Origin of the sequence: Kushneria indalinina DSM 14324 (genome assembly GCF_003385845.1) — a bacterium.
Classification (GTDB): Bacteria; Pseudomonadota; Gammaproteobacteria; order Pseudomonadales; family Halomonadaceae; genus Kushneria; species Kushneria indalinina.
On the sequence record NZ_QRDJ01000007.1, the window covers coordinates 495,869 to 521,240 of the forward strand.

The following is a 25,372-nucleotide window of genomic DNA, read 5'->3' on the forward strand; positions in this document are numbered from 1 at the left end:
ACCGGCCGAGCTTTTTAACGCGTGGATCATGCCGTCTCTCAACCATGCGCGTCGGTGTGAATCGTCGTCTCCACCGACAGCCCCACCCGCAGCCGATCGAGCCCGGGCTGGTCGGGGTCCAGCGCGATGCGCACCGGCAGGCGCTGGACGATCTTGGTGAAGTTGCCGGAGGTGTCGTTGCTCGACACCGGTGAGAAGGTGGCCCCGGTGGCCGGCGCCAGGCTTTTGACATGGCCGTGCAGCTTGAGGTCCGGCCAGGCATCGACCGAGATATCCACCGGCTGACCGGGCTCGACATCGGTGATATCGACCTCGCGGTAGTGGGCGGTGATGTAGATGCCCTGCACCGGCACGATGGCCAGCTGGGCGCTGCCGGCATTGACCCAGCCGCCCACGCGGGCGGACTGCTCGGCAATCACGCCATCCACCGGCGCGGTGAGATGGGTGCGCGACAGCGACAGCCGGGCCTTCTCCTGCTGCGCCAGCGCCTGATCCAGCGTCGCTTCAGCGCTCTCCCTTTGCGCCTCGAGCACCTGTTTTTGCTGGCGAACGCGCGCCAGCTCGGCCTGATCGGCCCGACGTTTGGCCTGCTGGGCGTGGGCGTTGGCCTCGGCCTGCTGGGCGTTCTGATCGGAGACGTTGCCGTTGTGGCGCAGCCGCCGGTAGCGCTCGGCAGTGGCGTGGGCGTAGTCGGCATTGGCGCCGTCCTCGGCCACCTGCGCCCGGGCGCGCTGCACCTGCGCCGGGTGCTGGGCCAGCTGCGCCTCGATCTGCGCCAGCGACGCCCGGGCCGCGGCCACCTGGCCCTCGGCGTCATCGACGGCTGCCTGATAGTCGCGCGGATCGATATCCATCAGCGCATCGCCGCGCGTGACGCGGTCGTGATCATCAACGTGTACCGCCACCAGATCGCCTTCCACCTGCGGGGCGATCACTACGTAGTCAGCATCAAGGCGGGCATCGTTGGTCCAGACCTCACCGCCGCGGAACTGATGGCGGGCCAGCAGGGCCGCCGCCACGGCGGCGATCAGCACGATCGCGATCGTCAGAATCAACGTCTTGCGCGACCGGGGTCGGGCGTCATCGGCAGGGTTACTCATGGCACTCTCGAGGGATCAAAAGGGTTTTGGGAATCAAAAGGGGCCTGGAAATCAAAGTGCTTTGAAATAAAAGTGCTTTGAAATCAAAGGGGTCTGGGGCGGTTGAAACGCGGCGCAAAGGTGCGTTTGGGCAGCAGACACAGCGGCAGCAGCAGCAGGGCGCCCAACGCCAGCGCCCGCCAGAGATCGGCATGGGCCATCACCTGGGCCTGCACCTCCAGCTGCTCGAACAGATGATGAAAGGGCTCGCCGTGCGCCGGGCCCGACGACCAGGCCAGCGCCGCCCCATCATGACCGCCGAGCGGCATCGAGCGGGCAAGCGCAAAGCGCATAGTGCCGATACGATCGAGCAGGGTATGAAGGTGGTGATCCACGGCCACCGTCATGGCGTGGCCGATAAGGCCGCCGGCCACGGGGCCGGCCAGCGCCCGGGTCGTGTTGATCGTCGCCGAAGCGAACGGCCCTTCCTTCGGGTCGATCACGGCGGTGGAGGTGGTCAAAAGACTCACCACCACGATCGACTGACCGGCCGAGAAGATCATCTGCGAGAGATAGAACTGATCGCGCGTCCAGGCGATGGTGGCGTGGCTGTTCATCCAGCTCGACAGCGCCATCAGCACCAGCCCCAGCGCCACCATCCAGCGGCTGTCGACGCGCTCGAAGTTGAGCACAAACGCCGTCAGCGGCAGCATCACCAGCGAGGGCAGGGCGAGCGCCAGGGCGACCGGCAGACTCTGCAGCGGCCGATAGCCCTGCACCTCGGCAAGAAATTCCTCCGGCAGTGACGCCGCCGAGGCGCCCAGTGCGATCACGCCCATGAGCATGACAATGCCGAAGCCGAAATTGACCCGCTTGACCAGCGCCGGCTGGATCAGCGGCACCGGGGCCACGCAGCAGCGCAGGATGAACAGCGGCACCAGCGTGGCACTGGCCAGCGCCAGCCAGCAGATCAGCGGTGAATTGAACCAGTCCAGCCGCTCGCCCTGGGTAAACACCACCACCACGGCTGAACACACGCCCCAGCCCAGCATCCACCCGGGCCAGTCGAACTGACGCCAGCGCCCGGGCGGGCGCGGATCCTGCGGCAGGCCGTAGAGCAGCAGCGCGGCGGCCAGCACGCACAGCGGCACCACCGCCCAGAAGACGAAATCAATGCCCAGCCCCTGATGGGCCCGGATCACGATCGGCGCCCCGATATTGGGCGCGAAGGTGGCCGTCAGGCCGTAGGCGGCCAGACCAAAGAGCTTGATCGACGGGGTCAGAAAGCGCAGCGCCACCGCCATCAAAAGGGGAATCAGAAAGCCGTTGGTCAGCCCCTGCAGCCAGCGCAGGGCGAGCATCAGCGCGCGCGAATCGATCACCGTAAAGCAAAGGCCCAGCGCGCCGAGAGCCAGCACCGCTACCGCCGCAAAGCGACGCATGGAGTACGTGGTCGCAAGCCAGGGCGCCACCAGCATGCCCATGGCCACCCCGGCAGCGTAGAGCGTGGTGAACCACTGGCCCTGATCGGCACTGAAGCCGTAGGCACCGCGGATATCGGCCAGGGCCAGAGAGGTGGCTTCTTCATTGATATCGGCACCGACACAGGCCAGCAGCATACCGACCAGGCCGAGAACCAGACGCAGGGACATGACACACTCTTTGCGATGGATGAGGGGCGGGGAGGCCGACCCGGGGTGGGCAACCTATCGCTACAAGTTGACTTTGTCAACTTTTGGTCAAGCCCTTATCGCATCCAACGCGCCCTGATCAACTCACGGGAGGCGCATCACCCACATTGCCCAGCACCCGCTCCAGCAGCGCATCGAACTGCCGGGTCTCCTCCGGCGTGCAGCCGGCCGTCATGGTCGCGGCCAGCTCGCTTCGAATCTTCTCAAGCTGCTCAAACAGCGCCCGGCCTTCCGCGGTCAGCGCCGCCTCGGAGATGCGCCGGGCTGTGGAGCTGCCACAGCGCTCGATCAGGCCCTGCTGCTCCAGCTCCCGAAAAGCCCGCGCCACCTGACCCTTGTCCCAGCCGCGGCGCTGCAGGATGGCCTGCTGCGCCTGGTCGGGAAAGCGGCCCACGACCGACAGCACCCGCAGCTGAAAGGTGGGCAGGGTGATTCCCTCGCGGCGGGCCAGCTCGCTCAGCCGCGCGCGACTCAGAAAACTCAGCTCTGCCAGCTTGTCGATGATCCTGCTTTCCATGGCCCCCTCGCTGTGGTGAAAAGCCGTCATTGTGATGGAAAGGGGGTGGGGCTGGCGAGTGTGGGTGAAAGCCACCGTGATCGAGGCAAGATCCCCGCGGGCTCCGGTATGCACAGGCCGGCCCTCAAACTTTGATTCGGTTTCTTTTTATTAGAAATGCGGCCAGGCTGTCATAACGGGCAAGCCATTAAGCTATAAACAAGCGTGCCCGGATAACGACAAGCTCAAGGGAGAGCGCCATGACAACATCTTCAGGGAAGGAACGCCGGCGCGATATCGCGCTGCTGCTGGTCGGCGCGCTGGTCGCGCTGGTCGGACTGGTGTTAACGGTGGGGGGCGCCTGGCTGGCGATCGTCGGCGGCTCCTGGTATTACCTGCTGGCCGGCATCGGCATGCTGTTGGCCGGGGGGCTGCTGGCCATGCAGCGTCGCGCCGGGGTGGCGCTTTACGCCGTGGTCTTTATCGGCTCGCTGATCTGGGCGGCCTGGGAGTCGGGGCTTGACTACTGGCGCTGGATCCCGCGCATGGATGTGGTGCTGATCCTCGGCATTCTGGTGGCGCTGGTGGCCTGGCGCACCGTCGATGGCCTGTCACGACGCGCCTCATTTTTAACCGCCGGCGGGCTGACGCTGGTGCTGGCAGGCGCCGGGGCGCTGGCCTTTCTGCCGCACAACTTCACCCATTCGGGGAATGTCCCCGAGCCGCAATCAGCGTCGCTTGCCACGGATACCGGCAACGCTCAGCCGGCGGACCAGCCGGCGCGCGGTGACTGGGCCGCCTACGGTGGCGATAATGCCGCCACCCGTTATACCTCGCTGGATCAGATCACGCCCGATAACGTCGGCCAGCTGGAAAAGGCCTGGACCTATCGCACCGGGGATCTGCTCGACCACCGCTGGGGGGCTGAAACCACGCCGCTGAAGGTCGGCAATGATGTCTTTCTGTGCACGTCACGCAACATCCTGATTTCGCTGGATGCCGCCAGCGGCGAGGAGCGCTGGCGCCATGATCCGCAGGTCTCCGATGACGCCATCCCCTATACGGCGGCTTGCCGCGGGGTCACCTACTACCAGGTCCCGGACAGTTCCTCAACGCAGACCGAAAACGACGATAACAGCGCCAATGACCGTGGCCTGGTCGGCAACAATGACACGGCCAACAACAATGACACGGCCGAAAGCACTGTCGTCGCCGGCACCTCAAACAACAGCGCGCAGCAGTGCCAGACACGCATTTTCTCCGGCACGCTGGACGGGCGCATCATCGCCGTGGATGCCGAGACCGGCAGCCCCTGCACCGGGTTCGGTGACAACGGCCAGGTCGATATCAAACAGAACATGGGCGAGACACCGCCGGGTTATGTCTCCATCAACTCGGCGCCGGTGATTGTCGATGACGTGCTGGTCACCGGTCACCAGGTGCTGGACGGTCAGCGTCGCTATCCGCCCTCCGGCGTGATCAAGGGCTATGACGCCGTCACCGGCGAACTGCTCTGGGCCTGGGATGCCGGTCGTCCGGAGCGCAGCGAACTGCTCAGTGGTGACGAGACCTACGTGCGCGGCTCCCCCAACATGTGGACCACGGCCGTCGGCGACAACCAGCTGGGGCTGGTCTACCTGCCGATGGCCAACTCGGCGGCGGACTACTGGAGCAGCTCGCGAACGCCGGCCGAAAATGAATGGGCCAGTTCGCTGGTGGCGCTGGATGTCACCACCGGGCTGCCAAAGTGGAAGTTCCAGACCGCGCACAAGGATGTCTGGGATTACGACCCCGGCTCCCAGCCCACGCTGATCGACTTTCCCACCGACAGCGGCAAGGTGCCGGCGGTGCTCATGCCCACCAAGCAGGGCGGCATCTACGTCTTTGATCGACGCAGCGGCGAACTGCTCGGTGGGGGCGCCGAGGAGCGTCCGGTACCCCAGGGCGGCGTCGAGCCCGAGCAGCGTACAAAAACCCAGCCCTACTCGCTCTATCACACCCTGGAGCAGCCCGAGCTGACCGCACGCGACATGTGGGGCATGTCGCCCTTTGATCAGATGTTCTGTCGCATCCAGTTCCAGAACGCCAGCTACGAGGGCATGTACACCCCGCCGACCGCCGATCGCCACTGGGTCGAATATACCGGCTACAACGGCGGCTCGGACTGGGGCAGCATCTCGGTCGACCCCAATCGGGGCGTGCTGATCGCCAACTACAACGACATGCCCAACTACAACATTCTGGTGCCGCGCGAGAAGGCCGATGAATATGGCTGGAAACCGCGTGAAGAGCAGCAAAGCGACGATGGCGGTGCCGAAGGGGCCGGCGCGCCGCAGGCCAGTACACCCTACGCCGTGAACGTTAATGCCGGCTGGCGGGTGCCCTTCACCGGCATGCTCTGCAAGCAGCCGCCCTATGGCCATATCCGTGCGGTCGACGTGGCCTCCGGCAACACGCTGTGGGACCGTCCGCTGGGCACCGCCCGTGCCAACGGCCCCTGGGGCATCCGCTCGGGACTGCCGATCAACATCGGCACGCCCAACAACGGCGGCTCGGTGGTCACCGCTGGCGGTCTGATCTTCATTGCCGCGGCGACCGATGACCTGATTCGGGCGATCGATATCGAAAGCGGTGAAACGCTCTGGAGCGCACCGCTGCCGGCGGGCGGCCAGGCCAATCCGCTGGTGTATGAAGCCAACGGTCGCGAGTATCTGATGATCGTCGCCACCGGCCACCACTTCATGGAAACGCCGTCGGGGGATTACGTGCTCACCTACGCGCTGCCGGAGTAAATCGTTGGAAGGAAAGGCAAACCATTGAGAGATAAAGCGCCCTGCGGGGCGCTTTTTTTTGGCCGGTGGAACCGTCCAGGGCGGACGCCATGACGACCCGGCGCTTTCAGGGCAACAAAAAAGCCCTGTCGCAGGACAGGGCAAAATAGCTCAGTCAAGGAAATCTAAACGGTCACGCCATCGGTTCAAAACACATACTGCAGACGAGTCATGATCGCATCACCGCTGTCGTCGCCGTTGGCGTTTTCAAGCGCGCTGTCGACCCTGGCGTGGTTGTAGTTCAACGACACCTTGACGCTATTGTTGGCGTACCAGTTAACGCCGAGCGTTTGTACGTAAGCCTTGTTTTCGCCATCGACCGCACCGCTTGGAATGTCATTGACGATTACGGCGCTATCAGAGGAGACGCGACCATAGCGGTAGAAAAGCTCCCAGGCGCCCAGACTCGGGTTTTCCGGTTTGATCGCATCGAAGCGAGCGCCGTCGAACTTGTAATTGCGTGACTCACCGGTCAGTGTCCAGGCCACCTGGCCATACATGCCGTCGGATTTGACGTCGTCGTAGCCGGCGTCGTCGCCTGAAAGTTCACGGTGCAGATACTCCCCCTGTAGCGAGAAAGGCCCACTGGCCCAGGCAAATTCGGCGCCCAGTACCGAGTCGTCGCCGTAATGCGTACCCGGCGCGATCCGAGTCAGCACCGGATCGTAGTCGTTGTCGCCGGCATCACCGTGAACGCCAAGCCCGGTATCGATGTTGTCGCCGAAATCGACGTCACCGAGGTCGCGATAGGCATAGTCAATGCCAAAATGGAGCACGTTGCCAGCGGTATGAAATGGCGCATAGACGGCGCGCGCGTTGAACTGTTTGGGCGCTTTTCCATTGACATCATCGAGGCCGTCACGGCTCACCAGACTGGCCGAAGCGTAGATGCTGTCAGCAAGGTTCGATTGGATCTGAAGACCGAGATCCTGATCGGAACCGTTGATCCAGGGCGCCACGTCGTAGCCGATGTTGCGCTCGGTCGCGGTGACCCATTTGGAGCTGGTCGCTTTCTCAAGGCCAAAGTCCGGATCGAAGATCCCAAATGTCACGGTCGCAGGCGAGGCACCCGCGTAGAAGATGGTGGCGTTATCGAAATCGTTGTCGCTGTTGTCGAGCTTGGTCGTAACGTTGTAGCCCCAGTCCCCGAACGCCTTGCCCTTGACCGTCAGATAGACACGGCGAAATTCGGCTTCATCACCGGTCTTGCCATTGTCGGTATAGATGCCATCAAAGCTGTCGTAATCGGCTTGAACCCGGCCGTGCACACCGAAACTGAACCGCTCGTCCTCGGTCGTGACGTCCAGGCCACCGGAGCCGGCGTCGACGATCAGATCCTGATCGCCCGGAGTGCGCACCACGCCGGCCAGCGCGTGAGCCGATGCCCCCGTAAAGGCGGCGAGCGCGATCCATGAGGCAAGTGTCGAATAACGCATGATGAATGACTCCAGTTCCCTGCAATTGTTTAGCCAGCGCCGATTGTTCAAACGCAAACACTGTTTTTGCAGGAGCCATCTTCAGTGCATTCGGTTACACCTTATTTACAATTTAAGAACATTGGATGTCACATTCATCACGACCTGATTCAGGCTATCGACATCGAAAGCGGCGAAACGCTGTGGCGCGCGCCATTGCCGGCGGTCAGACCAATCCGCTGGTGTATGAAGCCAACGGTCGCGAGTATCTGATGATTGTGGCCACCGGCCACCACTTCATGGAAACGCCGTCGGGAGATTACGTGCTGACCTACGCGCTGCCGGAGTAAATCTTTGACAGGAAAGGCAAACCATTGAGAGACAAAGCGCCCTGCGGGGCGCTTTTTTTTGAGCACACCATTGCTGGTCCATTATCGCAACCCGTCGATGTCAGGCAGGTCGAGATCCGGCCGATCGCCGATCACACAAACCAAGCCCTCGCCGCCGTTAGCCACCCCGATCACCTCATGCCCCTGCGAAACCAAACTGATGCGCAAAAAGCGGCGAATCTGGAGTTCGTCATCAACGATCAGAATGCAGGAGCGCTCAAGGGACTTATCTCGGATCAGGGGAGGTTTCCGGGGCCAGCAGCTCGTCCTCGTCGGAACCGGTAGCGGTAGCGGCGTGATCATGCCTGCCCAGCAGCGGCAGATGAATCACGATGCAGGTGCCGGCGTGGGCGTGAATCTCACCCGCGACGTTTCGCTTGATGTCGGCTTCGTCGGCCGATTCGATGGTAACCTCATCGACTATGGAGGTAATGCCAACCTGGGTTGGCGATTTTGAAGGAGGATTAGAGCGTGGGCGGTGACGATAGCGGCCTGAATGCGATCAGGGCAAGCGACGACGTTGGATGCATGTTTAACTTTCGCCGCAGCGCCATACCGCTTGCGATACACCGACAATAAGCGTCTCGCCAAAGAGAGCGCGTTTCCCATCACACCCTATGAGTTCGCTTGTTCGCACTAACGCCGATCGCCACCATTTCTATAGGTGGGCATAAAGGTGGCCTCTTTGGTGCGCAACGAGGGCCGTCAGGGGCCACGGTCTTTATCACGCGGGACACGCCGTACTCGAGTCGACGAATGACGACAGGGGACGTCAGATGGTAAAGGCCCGGCGTTAGACGAGCCTTTACCGGAGGTTACTAAAGATAGCGCCACGGATGCCAATTCATGCGGATGTCGAGTTTCAGTCCTCGACGCTATCAAGAGGCTCAGGTTTGAACAGGGGCTTTTTCATTACAGTTTTGATCCAGACAATGGCAATCACACTGACGATCCCAAGTACCACGCCGGCGCTCATGAATATCTGCATGGTCAGATCCGGTGCCGGCGAAGCATAGACAATCGCGTAGAGCATGCCCGCGATACCGATTATCTGGGGCAAGGGATAGAGCGGTGAGCGATAGGGCCGGCGGGCCTCGGGATATCGCCGACGCAGGGCGATGACATTGCAATGAGCGATGATGTAGGCGATCAGCCAGGCGATGGCGGCAGCGGTCAGCAGCAATTCCACGGTACTCGGATCGTCCCCCCACACCAGTAGCGGCAGCCCGGTGACGATGGCGACAAAGAGTACCGCCACCCAAGGAGTTCGGTTACCTCGTGTGACCCGCCCCAGTATTGGAAAGGCCTGTCCTCGCCCGGCCATGCCTTGCAGCATACGCGGCACTGCCGCCAGCGAGGTATTCAAGGTGCTGCAGGTAGCCGTGATCGCCGCGACAGCCAGCAAAAGATTCCCAGAATTGCCGAAAACGGCGCGAGCATACTCTAGATGCGGCAGGCTGGCGGAGAGCATGACGTCTTGGGGCAGGTAGAACAGCGCGCCCAGACAATAAAGAGCAAAGACAGCGAAAATCACCGTCAACCCCATGTACATGGCGCGCGGCACGTGGCGGCCCGGATTTCGTGTCTCGCCGATCAGCGGGCAGACGAACTCAGCACCTACATAGCCCCAGATGGCCAGCGCGATGAGCGTGAAAGCACCGTTACCCAAGCTGAAATCGGCCACCAAATCACCGGCATGGATAGTGTGGGGCGCAAAACCGCCGGTCAGGGCACTCAAGCCCAGCAGCGTCAACGCCAGGACCATGGCAAAGGCCAGCACGTTCTGCAGCCGGGCGAAAACGTCGATGCCCATCAGGTTGAGCAGGGCGAATAGCCCCAGTATGCCAAAGGCGATGAACTGGGTGCCGCCCAGTACCGGATAAAGCACGCCGAGAAGATGGTCGATCAGCAACAGTTCGGCGGAAAGCGCGAACATCGCCACTACCACGTACCCGGAAAATACCGACAGGATTGCCGGAAAGTGGCCCAGAGCCACCTCGGTATAGGTACCAAGGCTGCCAGCACGAGGAATCATCAGCGATAGCTCGGAAAAGGACGCAGCGTAGCACAATGCCAGTATCCAGGCGATTGTCAGCGGCACGATGAATCCAAGCCCGGCAATGCCGACGACCTGAAGCATGATCACCATGACGCCTTGGGAGACCACCAAGCCGACGGCGACAGCCATCAGCGATTTCAGACCGAGCAGACGCGTGGGTCTGGCGAGGCGATCTACCGGGGCGCTCTTTGCAGTGCCATTGGACCCCGCGGATGTATCTTGCATGGTTGTAGCCTCTTTGTTGTTGTAGGTTCTGACGCGGTTGGCGCTATCCGCGCTTTATCGATGATTTTGCCGGATTTCGTTAAAGACGAATCCAAGTGGTCTTGAGCTGGGTGAATTTATCGAGCGCATGCAACGACAGATCACGCCCGAACCCTGACTGTTTGTAGCCACCAAAGGGCGTGGTGAAATCAAGGGCGTCCACCGTGTTGATCGAGACGGTGCCCGCGCGCAGGCGGCGCGAGACTCGATGTGCTCGTGATAGGTTGTCGGTCCATACCGACGCTGCCAAACCGTAGATCGAGTCGTTGGCGATGGCGACGGCCTCATCCTCATCGTCGAACTCGATCAGCACTGCTACCGGCCCGAAGATCTCTTCCCGTGCAATGGTCATCTGCGGCGTTACGTCGTGAAATAGCGTCGGCAACACAAAAGCGCCCTGCTCCTCGCCACTGGGCGTCTCGCCCAGCGCCAGATGTGCGCCCTCTTCCAAGCCCAGCGAAATGTAGCCGCGTACCTTGTCGGCCTGGCTGCTATCGATCAGCGAGCCAACATTGGTAGCCGGATCCAGCGGATCGCCCACCACCAACTCGGAAGCAGCGGCCAAGAAGCGCTCGACAAACGCTTCTTTGGCATCGCGCTGGATCAGAATTCGCGAGTTCGCCGAGCATACTTCGCCCTGATTGAAGTAAATGCCCTGTACTGCCGCCTTTGCGGCAGCATCGATGTCGCAATCACCAAAAATGAGATTAGGGCTCTTGCCGCCACACTCTAGCCAAACCTGCTTCATGTTCGACGCGGACGAATATTCCAAGAACCGTTTGCCAGTGGCGGTAGAGCCGGTAAACGTCAGGCAGTCTACGTCTGCATGTCGTCCAAGCGCCTGACCGGTGATGTGGCCGTGTCCGGTAAGCACGTTGAAAACGCCATCGGGAATGCCAGCTTCTTGGGCGAGGGCAGCCAGACGCAAGGCGGTCAGAGGGGATTGTTCCGCGGGCTTGAGAATCACGCTATTACCCGCGGCGAGTGCAGGGGCCAGCTTCCAGGCCGTAATATCGAGAGGAAAGTTCCACGGTACCACCGCTGCCACTATGCCCAAGGGCTCGCGGGTAATCGTGGCCAGATTGGCACTGTCCGTGGGGGCCACCTCTCCATACATCTTGTCGATGGCTTCGGCATACCAGGCAAAACAGCCCGCTGCACCGGGGATATCCAGCGTGAAGGCGTCACTGATCGGTTTGCCTGTATCCAAGGCCTCCAACAGCGCCAGCTCCTCGACGTGCTCGAGGATCAGCGCCGACAAGCGCAGCAGTACCTTCTTGCGAGTGGCCGGGGCGGCCTGCGACCAATTGCCGGCTTCGAAAGCGGCCCGCGCGGCGACAACGGTACGATCAACATCCTTTGCTGTACAGGCCGGCACGGTGCCCAAGGCTTCGCCGGTAGCGGGATAATGAGTCGTCAGTGTGGCACCGTCGGAAGCGGCGGTGAATTCACCATTGATAAACGCAGCATCGGGGATACGAAGCTCTTCGCGAAGTTGACGCCAGTAGGTGCAGTCATGTTCGGCCATTTAAAACTCCATCGAAGAAGATATCGCGTTGTTATTGGAGGATTCGCAGGGCTGCACCCTGCTTATAACCACGATAGGTATCCGACATTCTTCGACAAAATATTATTATGCGAGCTTTTGGATCATTTTTATTAATACAGATCGGAAAAACGGGCCAACGACAAACGTTAGAAGTCACTGCCGTTTGCGGCCGCGCTTAGTCGCGAATCAGTCCTGTTCCGCTAATGTCGATCGAAATCGCCTAATAGAGTCGCACAGCGGGAATTGCATGCTGGAGGTCGTGCGCGGGGAGGGTGAAGAGTCGCTGAAAAGCATGCCAAGCGGCGTCATTCATTCTAATAACTCGATCGCATCTCGACGATTCCCTGATTTTCGCTGGCCATTCCCTTCCGCCTAGCGCCATCACCCTACTCTCGCCAGAAAGCGCCGCAAGCCGTTGCCAAGTGCAGGGGCCAGGCTACTGCTTTCCGATAGCCAGCCCCCTACGGCCCAGCCGCTCTGAGCGAAACGATGAACGTAGGAGGTTGCCGATTTGTGCTAACGCCTCTCCCCTAGAGCACGACAGACTCGGTTCCTCGGAGTAGGCCGGCTATCAATAGCTGAATTCGAGAAGGGTCGCTTCGCGTGGTTAATGCCAGAAACAGTTGCCGGGTCGAGACCTACCACGGCGGCGTTGAGGTACAGGCACCCGTGCGGCGCCTAGCTCTCACTCAGAATACGGATCGAGTACCGATCATGACGAACAATACAAAAATCGATTTTATCTACCTATCCGAGCCCGACATGATACGTGCCGGCGTCACTGACATGCCCACTTGCGTGGATACCATGGAGGAAGTGTTTCGGCTGCTCTATCAGGGTGATTACCGTATGGCCGGCGCCGATAACGATTCTCACGGCGCCATGATCATGTTCTCGGAAGAGTCGCCCTTTCCGGGTATGCCCAAACCGACGGCCGATCGTCGAATGATGGCCATGCCCGCCTATCTGGGCGGCAGTTTCGGTACCGCCGGGGTCAAGTGGTATGGATCCAACATCGAGAACCGAGACAGAGGCCTACCACGCTCCATCCTGACGTTCATTTTGAACGATGCTGACACGGGCGCACCGCTGGCCTACATGTCGGCCAACCTTCTCTCCGCCTATCGCACCGGCGCCGTGCCAGGTGTCGGCGCCCGCCACCTAGCCAGGCAGGATGCTCGCGTCGTGGGTCTGGTCGGCCCGGGCGTCATGGGCAAGACCTCGATCGCCGCCTTCATGGCTACGTGTCCCGATATCGATACGATCCGGGTCAAGGGTCGGGGACAGAAAAGCCTCGACGACTTCAAGGCCTGGGTGGCAGAACACTACCCACAGATCACGACCGTTGACATCGTCGATAGCCTCGAGGAGGTCGTCAGAGGCGCCGACATCGTCACCTACTGCAACTCCGGCAAAGGCGGTGATCCCTCGACCTACCCCATCGTCCAACGCGAATGGGTCAAGCCCGGCGCCTTTCTCTCTATGCCTTCACTGTGCAGTCTGGACGAAGAAATGGAGCAGTCCGGCGTTCGCAAGGTGCTGGATAACACGGGTCTGTATCAAGCCTGGTATCGAGAAGTGCCCAAGCCAGCGCACAACTATATTCCCATGATCGGCGTGCGCTTCATGGACATGATGGCAGAAGACACGTTGACGCTGGAGCAGCTGGAAGATCTTGGAAAAATCGTCGCAGGTGATGCCCCGGGTCGTCAGTCGGAAGACGAGATCATCATCCTGTCGGTCGGCGGTTTGCCTGTCGAAGACGTGGGCTGGGCTACGGTCGTCTATCGCAATGCCATCGAAAAAGGCATTGGGGTCAAACTCAATCTCTGGGATACCCCAGCCTTGAAATAAGTGGCGTCTCCCTGCAGCCGCCGCTTGTTAGAACGTGACGTCGTCTTCATAACAATGCCATCAGGAAATAACCAATGACCAAAATCACGAAAGTCAAAACCGGTTCGCAGTTTGAAGTTCACGGCAGCTATTCACGGCTGGTCGAGATCAACGGCTGGATCCATGTATCGAATACAGCCGGACGCAATCCCCAGACAAAGAAGATTCCCGAAGATCTCGGCGAACAGACGCTGCAAGTCTTTGCCAACATCGAAAGAGCGCTGGCCGCCGTGGATGCAAGCCTTGCCGACGTGGTGTTTTCCAGGGTCTTTGTCCAAAACCCCGAGCACGTGATGCCGGTCATGGACATCGTTGGTGAGAAGTTCCGGGGAATCGATCCGGCGACCACCGTCACTTGTCCACCTTTGGGTACGACAGAGTACAAGGTCGAACTGGAAGTGACGGCCTACCGAGGTGCCGCCAGCGCCGACGTCGACGAGATCACTCTGCCCCAGCAGTGATCTTGCCCGGCGCTCACCGCCAGGATTTTCGTTCTTTCAACGCGTCACGCAGGAGCCCTGTATGGCACCGACAATCACGCCCGTCACGACATCCCAAAACTGCCCTGAATCGGCAACAGTGGTCATCATTGGCGGCGGAATCATTGGCCTTACGGCGGCGCTGACGCTGGCGGAGCGCAATATCCCGGTGGTAGTGCTGGAAAAGGGCCGAATTGCGGGAGAGCAGTCCTCGCGCAATTTGGGCTGGGTCAGAAAGACGAGTCGGCATGGCCACGACATTCCGCTCGCCCAGGCGGCTGACCGCCTCTGGGCGGGCATGTCCGAACGCGTCGGTAGCGATGTCGGCTACCGCCAGTCAGGCATCATGTTCGTGGCGCGTACCGATGCGGAGATGGCGCTGCATGAGCAGTGGCTGAAAACGGTCGACGAGCTCGCGCTCGATTCTCGCCTGCTCGGCTCGAAAGAGATCGATACCCTGGCTCCCGGCAACCGAAGCAAGTGGGCCGGTGGTATCTATACCCCTTCCGACGGCCGGGCGGAACCCACTTTGGCGTCCAGCGCCATCGCTCGAGCCGCCATGGCGAAGGGGGCGATCATCGTCGAGCAATGCGCCGTGCGTGGCCTCTCCATGGCGGGTGGCAGAATCGAGGGTGTGGTCACCGAAAAAGGGGAGATACGCTGCGATCAGGTGCTGCTGGCTGGCGGTCTCTGGTCGCGGCGGTTTCTCGGCAATCTTGGCGTGTCGCTGCCGACTCTGCCTCTGATCAGCTCAGTGCTTAGAACCGCTCCGATGAAAGGCCCGACGGAGATCGCGGTCGGCGCGCCTGACTTCTCGTTTCGTCAGCACCGAGACGGTGGATTCATCATTACGCAACGGGGCGCGCTCGATGCGCCCCTGACCCTGGATCACATGCTGATCGGTACGAAGTACCTGAAGGCGTTACGCGGACAGCGCGGCGTTCTACGCGTAAAACTGAACAGACATTTCGTCAGCGACATGGCGCTGTCGAGGCGCTGGAAAGCGGACGGGACTTCTCCTTTCGAGCGGGTTCGCACGATGGATCCCCCCGTCAATGACTCCCTCAACAACGAGGCAATGGGCAACCTCAGGGCTGCCTGGCCCGCCTTTGAGCAGGCCACCGTGGCCGATACCTGGGCCGGCATGATCGACATCACGCCAGACTCCAACCCGGTAATCGGGCCAATACCTGGCATACCGGGACTCACGGTCGCCTCTGGCTTCTCAGGGCACGGTTTTGGCACATCACCGGCGGCGGGCCAGCTGGCAGCGGATCTGGTCACCGGTGTCGAGCCGCTCATCGACCCCGCCCCCTACCGATTCGATCGCTTCTGAACGGCCGATCAGAACCTGCGACTCACCCGGCAAGACGCTGGCGAGTCACCGACGGCGGCTCGAGAAACAACCGGCGATATTCTCGGGTGAAGTAGCTCTGATGGAAAAATCCATGCTGCGCGGCGGCATCGGCCAAAGGGACGGTCGGGTCCTGCAGCAGGCGACGCCGAACGGCGTTGAGACGCAGCGCCCGCAGGTAGTGTATCGGCGTCTGCCCGGTCTCGCTTTGAAAGCTGTATTGCAGCGTACGCCGCGAGATTTTGAGCTGGCCGCACAGCTCCATCAGCGAGGGGGGGGCATCTGGCCGCAATCGGGTCAGGGCATGGCAGCGATCCACAATGTAGCGACGGGTACGGTAATTGCCGCTGTCATCGCTCGTGACGCGCTGCGACGGCGTATCCAGCAATAGCTCGATGCCACCCTGTAGCTGGCGAAGCATGGCCTGCTGGGTGACTGCCGGCAGCGTCCCTTCGACGTACCTCGAATACTCCGTCAATAGTCGCCACTCCTGCTTCAGACGCGTCAAGAGGGCCGGCGCCACCTCGAGCAAGCGCAACTTTTTCTCGTCACGCTCGAGCCAAGGGTGATGCTGGCGCTCAATCGACAGCACTAGCAGGTCGTAATCGGCCGGCGCGACACTCAAGAACTCTTCACAGCTGGGCAGCACGGTGAGTGCGTCGAACCGATACAGACTATTGCTCGACCAGTTCAGAGGAAGTACGAAATGCCACTGATCGGCTGGGAAATGAATCGATTGCGAAACGCCAAGGTTGGCCTTTTCGCGATACAGCCTCACCCCGGGGCCCACGATATCGACGATTTCGCCAGCAAAGTGCCCTGTCTCGATCTGATCAAACTCCTGCTGCCACCCAGGTAGCTGCGCGGCATGCTGAGTGACGTCTTTACATTCATGGAAAGCGATTTTCATAGGATGTTGACGCTTGGTCAGCCTTGGCAATGTTCATTCGATAGACATAGCCGGCTCAGGTTGAAACAGCAAACGATCGTAATCGGATAGCTGACGAGGGCCGACGGCAAGAGCGCCGCTTACGCATCCGATAGTGCCAGCATTGGCGCATGGAAAGAAACCCGGCTTGAGAGAGTGGAACTCGCCACTCGGGTAAAGACGTTCCAGTGCACCGAGAAATCGATATTGAAACGCCTATGGATCACTAAAGCTGATCCAAAAGAAAAAATAAGTATATTTTAATGATCCATCCTGTCTTCGTAAGCTTCCAGACACAATAAAACCCAAGGAAGCCCCCATGTCAGCCGAGTTCATGTTCGATTTGCCTCGTCCGCAGCCCTCATCGTCCCGCTGTCACCACGCCAGCATCTCCCGGTAATACATCCGGTTTCTCTTCGACGATCGATAGGCGAGACAGTGTCGATATCACCCCGCCTTTCGCCGACTCAACGGAAAACAACATCATGGCCCTAAAGAAAAGCTACGTTGACACGCTCGTGATTGGCGCCGGACAGGCCGGCATCGCCATGAGCGAACACCTGATACAGGCTGATGTTTCACACCTGGTACTGGAGCGCGACCGCATCGCGGAACGCTGGCGGTCACAGCGCTGGGACTCCCTGGTGGCGAATGGCCCCGCCTGGCATGATCGCTTCCCGGGCATGACGTTTGCCGATGTCGACCCCGATGCCTTTGCGGGCAAGGAGCAGGTCGCGGCGTATTTTGAAACCTATGCAGCGAACATGGACGCCCCCGTCCAGACCGGCGTCGAGGTGACGTCCGTGGTACGCAACGAAGGCCACCCCGGATTCAAGATCGAGACCTCGGAAGGCACGCTCGAGGCCGCCCGCGTGGTGGTTGCAACGGGCCCCTTCCAGCGACCGGTGATTCCGCCGATCGCTCCCCGAACCGAAGCCCTGACGCAGATCCACAGCTCCGAATACCGCAACCCCGGACAGCTGCCCGAGGGCGCCGTACTGGTGGTCGGCGCAGGCTCATCAGGCGTTCAAATCGCCGAAGAGCTGATGCGTGCAGGAGGCCGACAGGTCTATCTCTCCGTAGGGCCGCATCACCGCCCACCGCGCGCCTATCGCGGCCGCGATTTTTGCTGGTGGCTGGGCGTGCTGGGCGAGTGGGATGCCGAGGCGATGAAGCCGGGCACCGAGCATGTGACCATCGCCGTGAGCGGGGCGCGGGGTGGCAATACGATCGATTTTCGCCGACTTGCCGCCGAAGGCATGACGCTCGTGGGCATGACACGAAGCTTCGACGAGGGCGTGGTAACGTTCGAGCCGGACCTGGCGAAAAACATCGCCCTGGGCGATGCCAACCATCTCTCGCTGCTGGATGCCGCCGACGCCTACGCGACGCGCAACGGGCTTGATCTGCCGCCCGACCCCGAAGCGAGGGAGCGTCTGCCCGACCCTGACTGCCTGACGAACCCGCTGAGCACGCTCGATCTCGACGACGCCGGTGTAAGTGCCATCGTCTGGGCGACCGGCTTTTCCCAGGATTACATCTGGCTGAACGTCAATGCCTTCGATGACCAGGGCAAACCCCAGCATCAGCGCGGCGTGTCAAAAGAGCCGGGCGTTTATTTCCTGGGTCTGCCGTGGCTCTCCCGTCGCGGGTCGAGCTTCATCTGGGGGGTCTGGCACGATGCCAAACACGTCGCTGACCACATCGCGACCCAGCGCAAGTATCTGGCCTATCACGCCGACGCCCAGTCACAGGGTACGCCCGCCGATGTCGAGAGGACGATCTGATGCCGACGCATACACGTATTCGCATGTTCAACACCAGAGTCACCTACCCCAATCAGAGCCTGGACAACGACCTGTGTCAGGCAGTGCGGGCCGGTGACACCGTCTATGTCCGCGGGCAGGTCGGCACCGATTTCGACGGCAATCTCGTCGGCCTCGGCGACCCGCGCGCCCAGGCAGAACAGGCAATGAAAAACGTCGCCCAGCTGCTGAAGGAGGCGGGCAGCGATCTCTCGCATATCGTCAAGACCACGACCTATATCACCGACCCGCGCTTTCGCGAGCCGGTCTATCGGGAAGTCGGGCTGTGGATCAAGGGGGTGTTTCCCATCTCTACCGGCCTGGTCGTCGCGGGGCTGGCCCAGCCCGAGTGGCTGATGGAGATCGACGTGATCGCTGTCATCCCTCAGCAGGAGAGTGAACAATGACGCTATCGATTGCCGGTTTCTGCCGTAAGACAGGCCAGTTCGGCGCGGCCATCACCTCGTCGAGTATCTGCGTGGCCAGCCGCTGCGTCTTCGTCGGCCCGCGCCATGGGGTGGTGCTGACGCAGAACGTCACCAATCCGGTCCTTGGGCAGCTGGGGCTCGAGCACCTGCAATCCGGCCTGGCCGCCGGCGACGTGCTGACGAAGCTTCTGGACAGTGAAGATTATCCTGAATGGCGCCAGCTTCAGGTGCTCGATGCCAACGGCGACAGCGCCATTCACAACGGCGCCGAGACGCTGGGTATTCATGCGACGCGCGCCGGCAGCGACTGCGTGGCGGGGGGCAACATGCTGGCCGATGCCAGCGTGGTCGACGTCACGGTCGCCGCCTTCGAAAATGCCACGGGCGAACTGGCTGAGCGTCTACTGGTGGCCCTGGCCGCCGGCGTCGAAGCCGGTGGTGAAATGGGGCCCGTCCACTCCGCGGGCCTGAAGGTCACCAGTCAGGCCAGCTGGCCGGTCGTCGACCTGCGTGTCGACTGGCACGACGACCCCATCGTCGAGCTGCGCCAGCTCTGGACGCGCTACCTGCCCCAGCGCGACGACTACGTCTGCCGCGCCGTCCGCCCCGATGAGTCGCCCTCCTATGGAGTGCCAGGAGACGTGCGCTAAGCCCCGGCTTCGCCAGAACATGGCCGCGGCCCGTCGAGAAGCCTGCTTCCTTCCTGACGGCGCAAATGACAAATCATCGTGTGCGCCGTTCTTTTATGGGATTTTGAACCGCCATGCCCACTACTGATGCCGTTGACCTGCTCACCACTCTGGTGGGTTTTGATACCACCAGCCACCGCTCCAACCTTGAACTGATCGCCTTCATCGAGCGCTATCTCGACGACCATGGGGTCGCCTCGCGTCGCGTACTCGACACCACCGGCGAGAAGGCCAATCTCTTCGCGACCATCGGCCCGCAGGACCGTGGTGGCGTCATCCTGTCGGGACATACCGATGTTGTCCCCGTTACCGGCCAGACATGGCGCAGCGATCCCTTTACCCTAACGGCGCATGAAGGTCGTCTCTACGGGCGCGGGGCGGCAGACATGAAGGGCTTTCTCGCCGCCGTGCTCGCGACCGTGCCGGCGATGACCCGGGCCGAGCTTGCCGTGCCTATCCACCTTGCCTTCTCTCACGATGAAGAGGTCGGCTGCGTCGGGGTGCGCAGTCTTCTCGACGATCTCAAGGGCGTTGCCCATCGCCCCGTGGCCTGCATTGTCGGAGAACCCACGCGGATGAGGGTGGCGACGGCGCACAAGGGCAAGCTCGCCGTACGCGTGTCGATCACCGGCAAGGCAAGCCATTCGGGCATGGCCCCGGAGGGCGTCAATGCGATTCATGCCGCAGGGCATCTGATCCATTGGGTCGACACGCAGGCGGCGACAAAAGCCGAAAGCGGTCCGTTCGACGAGCGGTTTTCAGTGCCCTATACCACGCTTCAGGTCGGCGTCGTGCAGGGGGGGGAGGCGCTGAACATCGTACCAGCGAAATGCCATCTCGATATCGAGATGCGCACCGTCCCCGAGGATGACCCCGAAGCACTGCTCGAGGCCCTCACAGCCGTCGGCGAGAGGATCGAAGCCGACATGCGTACTCATCACGACGAGGCTCGAATCGAGATCACCCGGCTCGGCGACTATCCGGGGCTCTCGGTCGAGGAGACCAGTCCGCTGCTGGCGTTCACGCTGGGGTTAATCGAGGATCAAAACCGCGCCCGAATCGGCTACGGCACCGAGGCCGGGCTTTTCCAGAACGAGCTCGACATTCCCACCCTCATCTGCGGTCCCGGCGACATGGCACAGGGTCACACACCGGATGAGTTCATCGAAACGGATCAACTGCACCAGTGCGTTGTTTGGCTGCACGAGATGGTCGAATCCTTGACGACAGACGCCATTGAAAGTAGCTATGGAGGCCGCGCGCCGTTCATCGAGGCTTTCCCGCCCGGCCAATAGACGTTTCAGGCCTGGCAAACATGCGACATCGGAGCCGTCTGGTACGCTGGCGTAAGACAGACTCTTCTCCAGCGTAACGCTTACTCCCACTACAGGACGGCCGGCTCGATGCGTCAATTCACCCTCAAGCAACTTCGCTATTTCGTCGTCGCCGGCGAACTCGGCAGCGTGACGGGCGCGGCGAGACAACTCTACGTTTCGCAGCCCTCGATCTCTGCCGCCATTCATCAAATCGAGGAGATGACGGGACTTCAGCTCTTTGTGCGCCACCACGCTCAGGGGCTGTCCCTCACTCCCTCGGGAAGACAGCTGATGACGCGGTCAAGGCAGCTGCTTCGCGATGCGGACAGCCTGATGCAGTACGCGATGTCGCTGGGGGACACGATCGCCGGCGAACTCAAGCTGGTGGCCTTTCCCACGTTTGCCCCTGTCTTCCTTCCTCGCCTGCTGCGCAAGTACGCGGATGCCTATCCAGACGTCAACCTGAGCTGCCACGAGATGACGCAGGAAGACATCCTCAAGGGACTGCACAACGGCGAGTACGAACTGGCGTTCGCCTATGACCTTCAACTGCCCCAGGAGATCGAGTTCACCCCGCTCTCACGCTTTCCTCCCTATGCCGTCGTGGCCGAGGATCATCCACTCGCCCGGCAGACCAGCGTAAGCCTTGCCCGGCTCATCGAGCATCCAATGGTGCTGCTGGACTGGCCTCAGAGCCGCGAATATTTTCTCTCCCTGTTCGAGGTCGAGGGCATCGTTCCGGACATCATTTATCGGGCGAAATCACTCGACATGATTCGCGGCCTTGTCGCCAACGGCTTTGGCTTTTCGTTGTTCAACACGCCGCTGACGACCGATAAGGCGTTTGATGGCAAACGCATTGTGGCACTCACGCTTGAAGAAGACGCCCGCCCGCTCTCCATGGGCATCGCCAACCTTCGTCACCTCACCCTCAGCCCTGCGGCTAATGCGCTGCGCCAGCTCGCCCTGCAGACCGACCTCGTCCTCGAGACGATCACTCAGTCGCGCTCAATCTTCTCGTCTTCCACGCCCGGGCCCTGATCGCTCGCCCCGTCAACGTCTCGCCAACGACGAGGGCAGGGCGAGATTGCATCAGCGAAACCTATCCCGATGTTCGCATAAAAGTATTTTAACCAATCCGGGGCCCTGCTTATCGTGGAGCTACCCGGCGAGACTTTCGTATTACAGGAACAGAAGCTCACCGCTCAAGGCGCCACGCCTTCCGAACGACGTATAACAACAGCTGGCCCATCGCAACATCAACTCATAACAACAGCCAATAACGGAGTTTCCATGTCCTCGCACTCAATCCACAAGCGCTCAGACGCTAGCGCCTTTGCTCAAGCACTGCCCGACCAGGCCCCATCGATCGTCACGGTCTTCGTATCGTTTCCGGTCGCGTCCTGCGCAGTGACCGCGTAACCCAATCAGGTACCGCCTTCTAGGGAGAACGCCATGAGTTCCTGGACCTTCGTCGCCTTCGGTGTCGTATCGGCAGCCACACTTGCGCTCGCTGTCATGGCGCTGCTGCTGGACAAGCAACGCTAGTCCCATCGACTGCAAGACCTCTTTCAATAACAATGATCCGAGGACTATTCCCATGTTGAACTGGGCCCTACTGATCGTGTCCGCCACGATCCTAATTGGTCTGTCGCTCTACTCGATGCGAGTCGCCGGCGACCAGGACGAGTCCGGCTTTCTCGTCGCCAATAATTCGCTCGGCCCCTTCGTCGCCGCCGCCACCCTGATCGCCACCGGCTACAGCGGTTTCGTATTCATCGGCTCCCCCGGTGTCGTCTACGAGTACGGTTCGCTCGAGCTCTTTTCGAACGCGTTCTACACACCCGCCTTTTTGATTGCCACGCTTTTTTTCGCCAACTATTTACGCCGCAAGGCGCGAACGCTGGGCAGTCGTACCATGCCCGAGTACATCGCGCAGACCCACTCGTCGGGCATGGCCGGACGCTGGCTGCAGGGGGTGGTGGCCGTCATCATCATTTTGCTGTTGAGCGTCTTTCTCGTCTCCCAGATCAAGGCGATCGGCCTCCTCGTGTCCGGCTGGCTGGGGATTTCACCGACGATGGGCGCGCTGCTGATCACGCTGCTGGTGATCGGCTACACCATGTTCGGCGGGCTGCGGGCCGTTGCCTGGACCGATGCCGTGATGGTGCTGGGGATGGTGTTCGCCTCCTGCGCCATTGCCTATGTCGTCTTCATCGAGATTGGCATGGGCGAGCTTATCGCCAGACTCGATGTGATCAACCCGGAGCTTGCCAACCCCTCATCCGGAGCGCCCTACGGCGATAGCCCGGCCTCTGCGCTGCTGCTGCTTCCCTACGCCTTTCTGTGGGCCGCGGCGCTGCCGTTCATGTCGGTACGCTTTCTCGCCATCAAGCAGAACGTCAGCATGGCGCGGGTCGGCATCTGGGTCGCCATTCTTGGTCTTTTGCTCAACTTCACGCCGCTGGCAGGACTCTACGCCAAAGCCTATTTCCCCGACCTCGCTTCCCCGGACATGGCCATGCCAACGTTTCTGGCGGAGGGGGTCAGCCCTCTGATGTCCAGCGTCATCACGCTTTTTATCCTTTTCGCCATGAAGTCGACCGCGAACTCACTGATGCATACGGTCTCGACGGCGCTCTCCTATGATCTGCGCGCAGCACTGGGGCTGCATGAAGGCTTCACAACCACCATGACGTTCAACCGGTTGATGGTGCTGATCGTGGGGATCTGCGGCTTTGTCGGCATGGCCTACATGCCCCCGGTAATGATCCTTTGGCTGGGTATTCTGGGTAACGGCACGCTGATGGCGTCACTGTTCGGGGTGACGCTCTGCTCAACGTTCTGGCAGGGCAACAGCGCGGGGGCGTTCGCCTCCATCGCCACCGGTTTCAGCGTCAGCGCGTTCCTTCTACTGGGTACGGATCTCGGCTGGGTGCAGGGCCCACTCTACGGCTGCCTCGCCTCGGCGGCCTGCTACGTCGGTGTGAGCCTGGTGACACGTCGCGCGCTCAACCCTGCCGTCTCGTCCCTCTGATCATGCGCGCCGTATGACGTGCCGACTGAAGCACGCTGATGGGCCACCGGGGCCTTGAACGCAAAAGCGGCAGTGACTTGAATTCACTGTCGCTTTTTACATTGGAACCAATCGACCTCGAACCTGGCACGCCATCTCTGATCAAGGTCGCTACCGACTATCACGACATGGAAACGTCGTCAGGCACGTTTGAGCAGCCTTTTATCGGCCAATTTCCCCTTCGCCGCCAGCACTCTCGGCTTCATCATCTCCGCCACGGCCTGAAACACCGGCACCACCACCGAGTTGCCGAACTGGCGATAGGCCTGGGTGTCGGAGACCGGAATCACGAAACGTCGCTCCCCGGGGGCGTCAAAGCCCATCAAGCGCGCGCACTCGTGCGGCGTGAGCCGCCGGGGGCGGTGTTGCAGGTTCTCGGGGGCATCAAAGGCCAGCGCGTCATTAAAGCCGCGGTCGACGAGGATCTCCGAGCCGTCCTTGTGATAGCGCGCTGACAGGGTGCGGGCGGTGTCTTCTGCCCGGGTCAGGCCAAAGCCGAAGCCGTTGCCTTTTTCCTTGTGCTTGCGGGCGTACTGGTAGAGATAGTTCCAGAGCTTGGGAGTGAGCACATACTTCGCATCGACCTCGCTATCGAGCAGCTCACCGAAGGTGGGCTTTTGGGCGGGGAAGTGGGCGCTGATGTCGCGCAGGGTGAAGCCCTCATGCACGTCGAGATCGCGGCGAAAGCCGACCAGCACGATGCGCTCGCGGTGCTGGGGCACAAAGTGGCGGGCGTCGATCACCTTCGGGTCGCGGCCCTTCAGGGCGTCTGCGTCGGCGACGTCATAGCCCAGTTCATCAAGCGCTTCGCAGATCACCCGAAAGGTCTTGCCCTGGTCGTGGCTTTTGAGGTTTTTGACGTTTTCCAGCACGAACGCGGCCGGCCTTCGCGCGGCGATGATGCGGGCGACGTCGAAAAAGAGCGTGCCCTGGGCGTCGCACTCGAAGCCGTGCTTGCGCCCCAGCGCGTTTTTCTTGGAGACCCCGGCCAGCGAGAAGGGCTGACAGGGAAAGCCCGCCAGCAGCACGTCATGCGCGGGGATCTGCTCGCGGATGTGGGCGTAGGCCGCTTCTTCATCAACGTCATCCCGCGCAGAGAGCGTCACATCGCGGATGTCTTCGTTGAAGCGGTGGGTCTGCGGGTCGCAGTAGTGATTCGCCTTGTAGGTGCGCACCGCGTAGGTGTTCCACTCGGAAGTGAACACACACTCACCGCCCACGGCCTCGAACCCCTGACGAATGCCGCCGATGCCGGCAAACAGATCGATAAAGGTGAAATCGGCCCGATGCTGATGGAACGGCGGAGCCGGCAGCAGGGTGATCAGCACCCGGCGCTCGGCCTCATCCAAGGGCGTTGGGTGGCCCTGCTTGAGATAGCGAGCCAGCGTGTCGCGGGTCCAGTGAGCGCTCACTTTAGCCAGTTTTTCGGCGACAGCGCCCCGATCAAAGATCTCCAGCACCCGGGCCAGCAGGGCGTCATCTGTCAGGGCGTCATAGGGGCAGGCGCCCGTCGGGGTGCGGTCGGTCTCGAGTTCCGGGGGCAGCAGTTCCGGTGAAAACGGTTCTGATGAAGACAGAGTCATGGGCGCTCGCGAATAGGCAGGGTACGATCGGCGCCCATTGTACGGCCG

Annotated in this window: 20 protein-coding genes; 12 read left to right on the plus strand and 8 right to left on the minus strand. The window is 61.3% G+C overall.

All coding sequences use genetic code 11. The annotated features are described in order from the left end of the window. Positions 1-38: 38 nt before the first annotated feature. The 3 genes from C8D72_RS08990 to C8D72_RS09000 all read right to left on the minus strand — a co-directional run bounded on the left by C8D72_RS08990 (position 39) and on the right by C8D72_RS09000 (position 3,287). Entirely contained in the window at positions 39-1,100 is a 1,062-nt protein-coding gene (locus C8D72_RS08990; protein ID WP_115854072.1) for an HlyD family secretion protein, read from the minus strand. 83 nt (positions 1,101-1,183) lie between these two features. After that, entirely contained in the window at positions 1,184-2,731 is a 1,548-nt protein-coding gene (locus C8D72_RS08995) for an MFS transporter (RefSeq protein WP_115854073.1), read from the minus strand. 118 nt (positions 2,732-2,849) lie between these two features. Next, the gene (locus C8D72_RS09000) at positions 2,850-3,287 is read right to left on the minus strand and encodes a MarR family winged helix-turn-helix transcriptional regulator (RefSeq protein ID WP_170140555.1); all 438 of its coding nucleotides are present in this window, start codon (positions 3,285-3,287) and stop codon (positions 2,850-2,852) included. A gap of 239 nt (positions 3,288-3,526) precedes the next feature. Between C8D72_RS09000 and C8D72_RS09005 the strand changes: the two genes are divergently transcribed. Next, positions 3,527-6,058: a membrane-bound PQQ-dependent dehydrogenase, glucose/quinate/shikimate family gene (locus C8D72_RS09005; RefSeq protein ID WP_115854075.1), complete on the plus strand. Its 2,532-nt coding sequence runs from the start codon at positions 3,527-3,529 to the stop codon at positions 6,056-6,058. Between the two features lie 185 nt (positions 6,059-6,243). On the opposite strand, the gene C8D72_RS09010 is transcribed toward C8D72_RS09005, so the two are convergent. Then, a complete protein-coding gene (locus C8D72_RS09010) occupies positions 6,244-7,533 on the minus strand; it encodes an OprO/OprP family phosphate-selective porin (protein WP_115854076.1) in 1,290 nt (429 codons plus the stop codon). Between the two features lie 125 nt (positions 7,534-7,658). Between C8D72_RS09010 and C8D72_RS17370 the strand changes: the two genes are divergently transcribed. After that, on the plus strand, positions 7,659-7,862 hold the full coding sequence (locus C8D72_RS17370; RefSeq protein WP_147301523.1) for a hypothetical protein: 204 nt from the start codon (positions 7,659-7,661) through the stop codon (positions 7,860-7,862). 340 nt (positions 7,863-8,202) lie between these two features. Next, a complete protein-coding gene (locus C8D72_RS17535) occupies positions 8,203-8,358 on the plus strand; it encodes a hypothetical protein (protein ID WP_170140556.1) in 156 nt (51 codons plus the stop codon). A gap of 405 nt (positions 8,359-8,763) precedes the next feature. Here the strand turns inward: C8D72_RS17535 and C8D72_RS09020 are convergent, their stop codons facing one another. Together C8D72_RS09020 and C8D72_RS09025 are read right to left on the minus strand one after the other, a co-directional pair. Continuing rightward, positions 8,764-10,185, minus strand: coding sequence for an APC family permease (locus tag C8D72_RS09020; protein ID WP_115854078.1), 1,422 nt, complete (start codon positions 10,183-10,185; stop codon positions 8,764-8,766). Positions 10,186-10,264: 79 nt separating this feature from the next. Continuing rightward, a complete protein-coding gene (locus C8D72_RS09025) occupies positions 10,265-11,752 on the minus strand; it encodes an aldehyde dehydrogenase (RefSeq protein WP_115854079.1) in 1,488 nt (495 codons plus the stop codon). A gap of 735 nt (positions 11,753-12,487) precedes the next feature. Here C8D72_RS09025 and C8D72_RS09030 point away from each other — a divergent pair. From C8D72_RS09030 to C8D72_RS09040, 3 genes are all read left to right on the plus strand, one after another. After that, positions 12,488-13,627 carry an ornithine cyclodeaminase family protein gene (locus tag C8D72_RS09030; protein ID WP_115854080.1) on the plus strand — a complete coding sequence of 380 codons (1,140 nt, stop codon included), beginning with the start codon at positions 12,488-12,490 and terminating at the stop codon, positions 13,625-13,627. Between the two features lie 74 nt (positions 13,628-13,701). Then, complete coding sequence (locus C8D72_RS09035; protein WP_115854081.1) at positions 13,702-14,127, plus strand: Rid family hydrolase; 426 nt, start codon at positions 13,702-13,704, stop codon at positions 14,125-14,127. A gap of 61 nt (positions 14,128-14,188) precedes the next feature. Then, entirely contained in the window at positions 14,189-15,481 is a 1,293-nt protein-coding gene (locus C8D72_RS09040; RefSeq protein WP_115854082.1) for an NAD(P)/FAD-dependent oxidoreductase, read from the plus strand. Between the two features lie 22 nt (positions 15,482-15,503). On the opposite strand, the gene C8D72_RS09045 is transcribed toward C8D72_RS09040, so the two are convergent. After that, positions 15,504-16,409, minus strand: coding sequence for a helix-turn-helix domain-containing protein (locus C8D72_RS09045; protein ID WP_115854083.1), 906 nt, complete (start codon positions 16,407-16,409; stop codon positions 15,504-15,506). 503 nt (positions 16,410-16,912) lie between these two features. On the opposite strand from C8D72_RS09045, the gene C8D72_RS09050 reads away from it, so the two are divergent. The 6 genes from C8D72_RS09050 to C8D72_RS09075 all read left to right on the plus strand — a co-directional run bounded on the left by C8D72_RS09050 (position 16,913) and on the right by C8D72_RS09075 (position 23,702). Beyond that, on the plus strand, positions 16,913-18,214 hold the full coding sequence (locus tag C8D72_RS09050; RefSeq protein WP_115854084.1) for a flavin-containing monooxygenase: 1,302 nt from the start codon (positions 16,913-16,915) through the stop codon (positions 18,212-18,214). Then, positions 18,214-18,639, plus strand: a complete 426-nt coding sequence (locus C8D72_RS09055; RefSeq protein WP_115854085.1) for a RidA family protein — start codon at positions 18,214-18,216, stop codon at positions 18,637-18,639. The genes C8D72_RS09050 and C8D72_RS09055 overlap by 1 nt, the downstream gene beginning before the upstream one ends. Then, positions 18,636-19,310, plus strand: coding sequence for a DUF1028 domain-containing protein (locus tag C8D72_RS09060; protein WP_115854086.1), 675 nt, complete (start codon positions 18,636-18,638; stop codon positions 19,308-19,310). The genes C8D72_RS09055 and C8D72_RS09060 overlap by 4 nt, the downstream gene beginning before the upstream one ends. Positions 19,311-19,423: 113 nt before the next feature. Beyond that, positions 19,424-20,644, plus strand: a complete 1,221-nt coding sequence (argE, locus tag C8D72_RS09065; RefSeq protein WP_115854087.1) for an acetylornithine deacetylase — start codon at positions 19,424-19,426, stop codon at positions 20,642-20,644. A 108-nt stretch (positions 20,645-20,752) separates the two neighbouring features. Beyond that, on the plus strand, positions 20,753-21,706 hold the full coding sequence (locus C8D72_RS09070) for a LysR family transcriptional regulator (RefSeq protein ID WP_115854088.1): 954 nt from the start codon (positions 20,753-20,755) through the stop codon (positions 21,704-21,706). Between the two features lie 559 nt (positions 21,707-22,265). Then, entirely contained in the window at positions 22,266-23,702 is a 1,437-nt protein-coding gene (locus tag C8D72_RS09075; RefSeq protein WP_115854089.1) for a sodium:solute symporter family protein, read from the plus strand. 179 nt (positions 23,703-23,881) lie between these two features. Here the strand turns inward: C8D72_RS09075 and dcm are convergent, their stop codons facing one another. Next, complete coding sequence (gene dcm / locus C8D72_RS09080) at positions 23,882-25,324, minus strand: DNA (cytosine-5-)-methyltransferase (RefSeq protein WP_115854090.1); 1,443 nt, start codon at positions 25,322-25,324, stop codon at positions 23,882-23,884. Between the last annotated feature and the right edge of the window lie 48 nt (positions 25,325-25,372).

Bases quoted from the DNA above. Each gene is read 5' to 3' on its own strand.
- C8D72_RS09025 (WP_115854079.1), bottom strand. From the start codon at position 11,752: ATGGCCGAACATGACTGCACCTACTGGCGTCAACTTCGCGAAGAGCTT.
- C8D72_RS17535 (WP_170140556.1), top strand. From the start codon at position 8,203: ATGCCTGCCCAGCAGCGGCAGATGAATCACGATGCAGGTGCCGGCGTG.
- C8D72_RS09040 (WP_115854082.1), top strand. From the start codon at position 14,189: ATGGCACCGACAATCACGCCCGTCACGACATCCCAAAACTGCCCTGAA.
- C8D72_RS09075 (WP_115854089.1), top strand. From the start codon at position 22,266: ATGTTGAACTGGGCCCTACTGATCGTGTCCGCCACGATCCTAATTGGT.
- C8D72_RS09055 (WP_115854085.1), top strand. From the start codon at position 18,214: ATGCCGACGCATACACGTATTCGCATGTTCAACACCAGAGTCACCTAC.
- C8D72_RS09060 (WP_115854086.1), top strand. From the start codon at position 18,636: ATGACGCTATCGATTGCCGGTTTCTGCCGTAAGACAGGCCAGTTCGGC.
- C8D72_RS09010 (WP_115854076.1), bottom strand. From the start codon at position 7,533: ATGCGTTATTCGACACTTGCCTCATGGATCGCGCTCGCCGCCTTTACG.
- C8D72_RS09045 (WP_115854083.1), bottom strand. From the start codon at position 16,409: ATGAAAATCGCTTTCCATGAATGTAAAGACGTCACTCAGCATGCCGCG.
- C8D72_RS09070 (WP_115854088.1), top strand. From the start codon at position 20,753: ATGCGTCAATTCACCCTCAAGCAACTTCGCTATTTCGTCGTCGCCGGC.
- C8D72_RS08995 (WP_115854073.1), bottom strand. From the start codon at position 2,731: ATGTCCCTGCGTCTGGTTCTCGGCCTGGTCGGTATGCTGCTGGCCTGT.
- dcm (WP_115854090.1), bottom strand. From the start codon at position 25,324: ATGACTCTGTCTTCATCAGAACCGTTTTCACCGGAACTGCTGCCCCCG.
- C8D72_RS08990 (WP_115854072.1), bottom strand. From the start codon at position 1,100: ATGAGTAACCCTGCCGATGACGCCCGACCCCGGTCGCGCAAGACGTTG.
- argE (WP_115854087.1), top strand. From the start codon at position 19,424: ATGCCCACTACTGATGCCGTTGACCTGCTCACCACTCTGGTGGGTTTT.
- C8D72_RS09035 (WP_115854081.1), top strand. From the start codon at position 13,702: ATGACCAAAATCACGAAAGTCAAAACCGGTTCGCAGTTTGAAGTTCAC.
- C8D72_RS09005 (WP_115854075.1), top strand. From the start codon at position 3,527: ATGACAACATCTTCAGGGAAGGAACGCCGGCGCGATATCGCGCTGCTG.
- C8D72_RS09000 (WP_170140555.1), bottom strand. From the start codon at position 3,287: ATGGAAAGCAGGATCATCGACAAGCTGGCAGAGCTGAGTTTTCTGAGT.
- C8D72_RS17370 (WP_147301523.1), top strand. From the start codon at position 7,659: ATGTCACATTCATCACGACCTGATTCAGGCTATCGACATCGAAAGCGG.
- C8D72_RS09050 (WP_115854084.1), top strand. From the start codon at position 16,913: ATGGCCCTAAAGAAAAGCTACGTTGACACGCTCGTGATTGGCGCCGGA.
- C8D72_RS09020 (WP_115854078.1), bottom strand. From the start codon at position 10,185: ATGCAAGATACATCCGCGGGGTCCAATGGCACTGCAAAGAGCGCCCCG.
- C8D72_RS09030 (WP_115854080.1), top strand. From the start codon at position 12,488: ATGACGAACAATACAAAAATCGATTTTATCTACCTATCCGAGCCCGAC.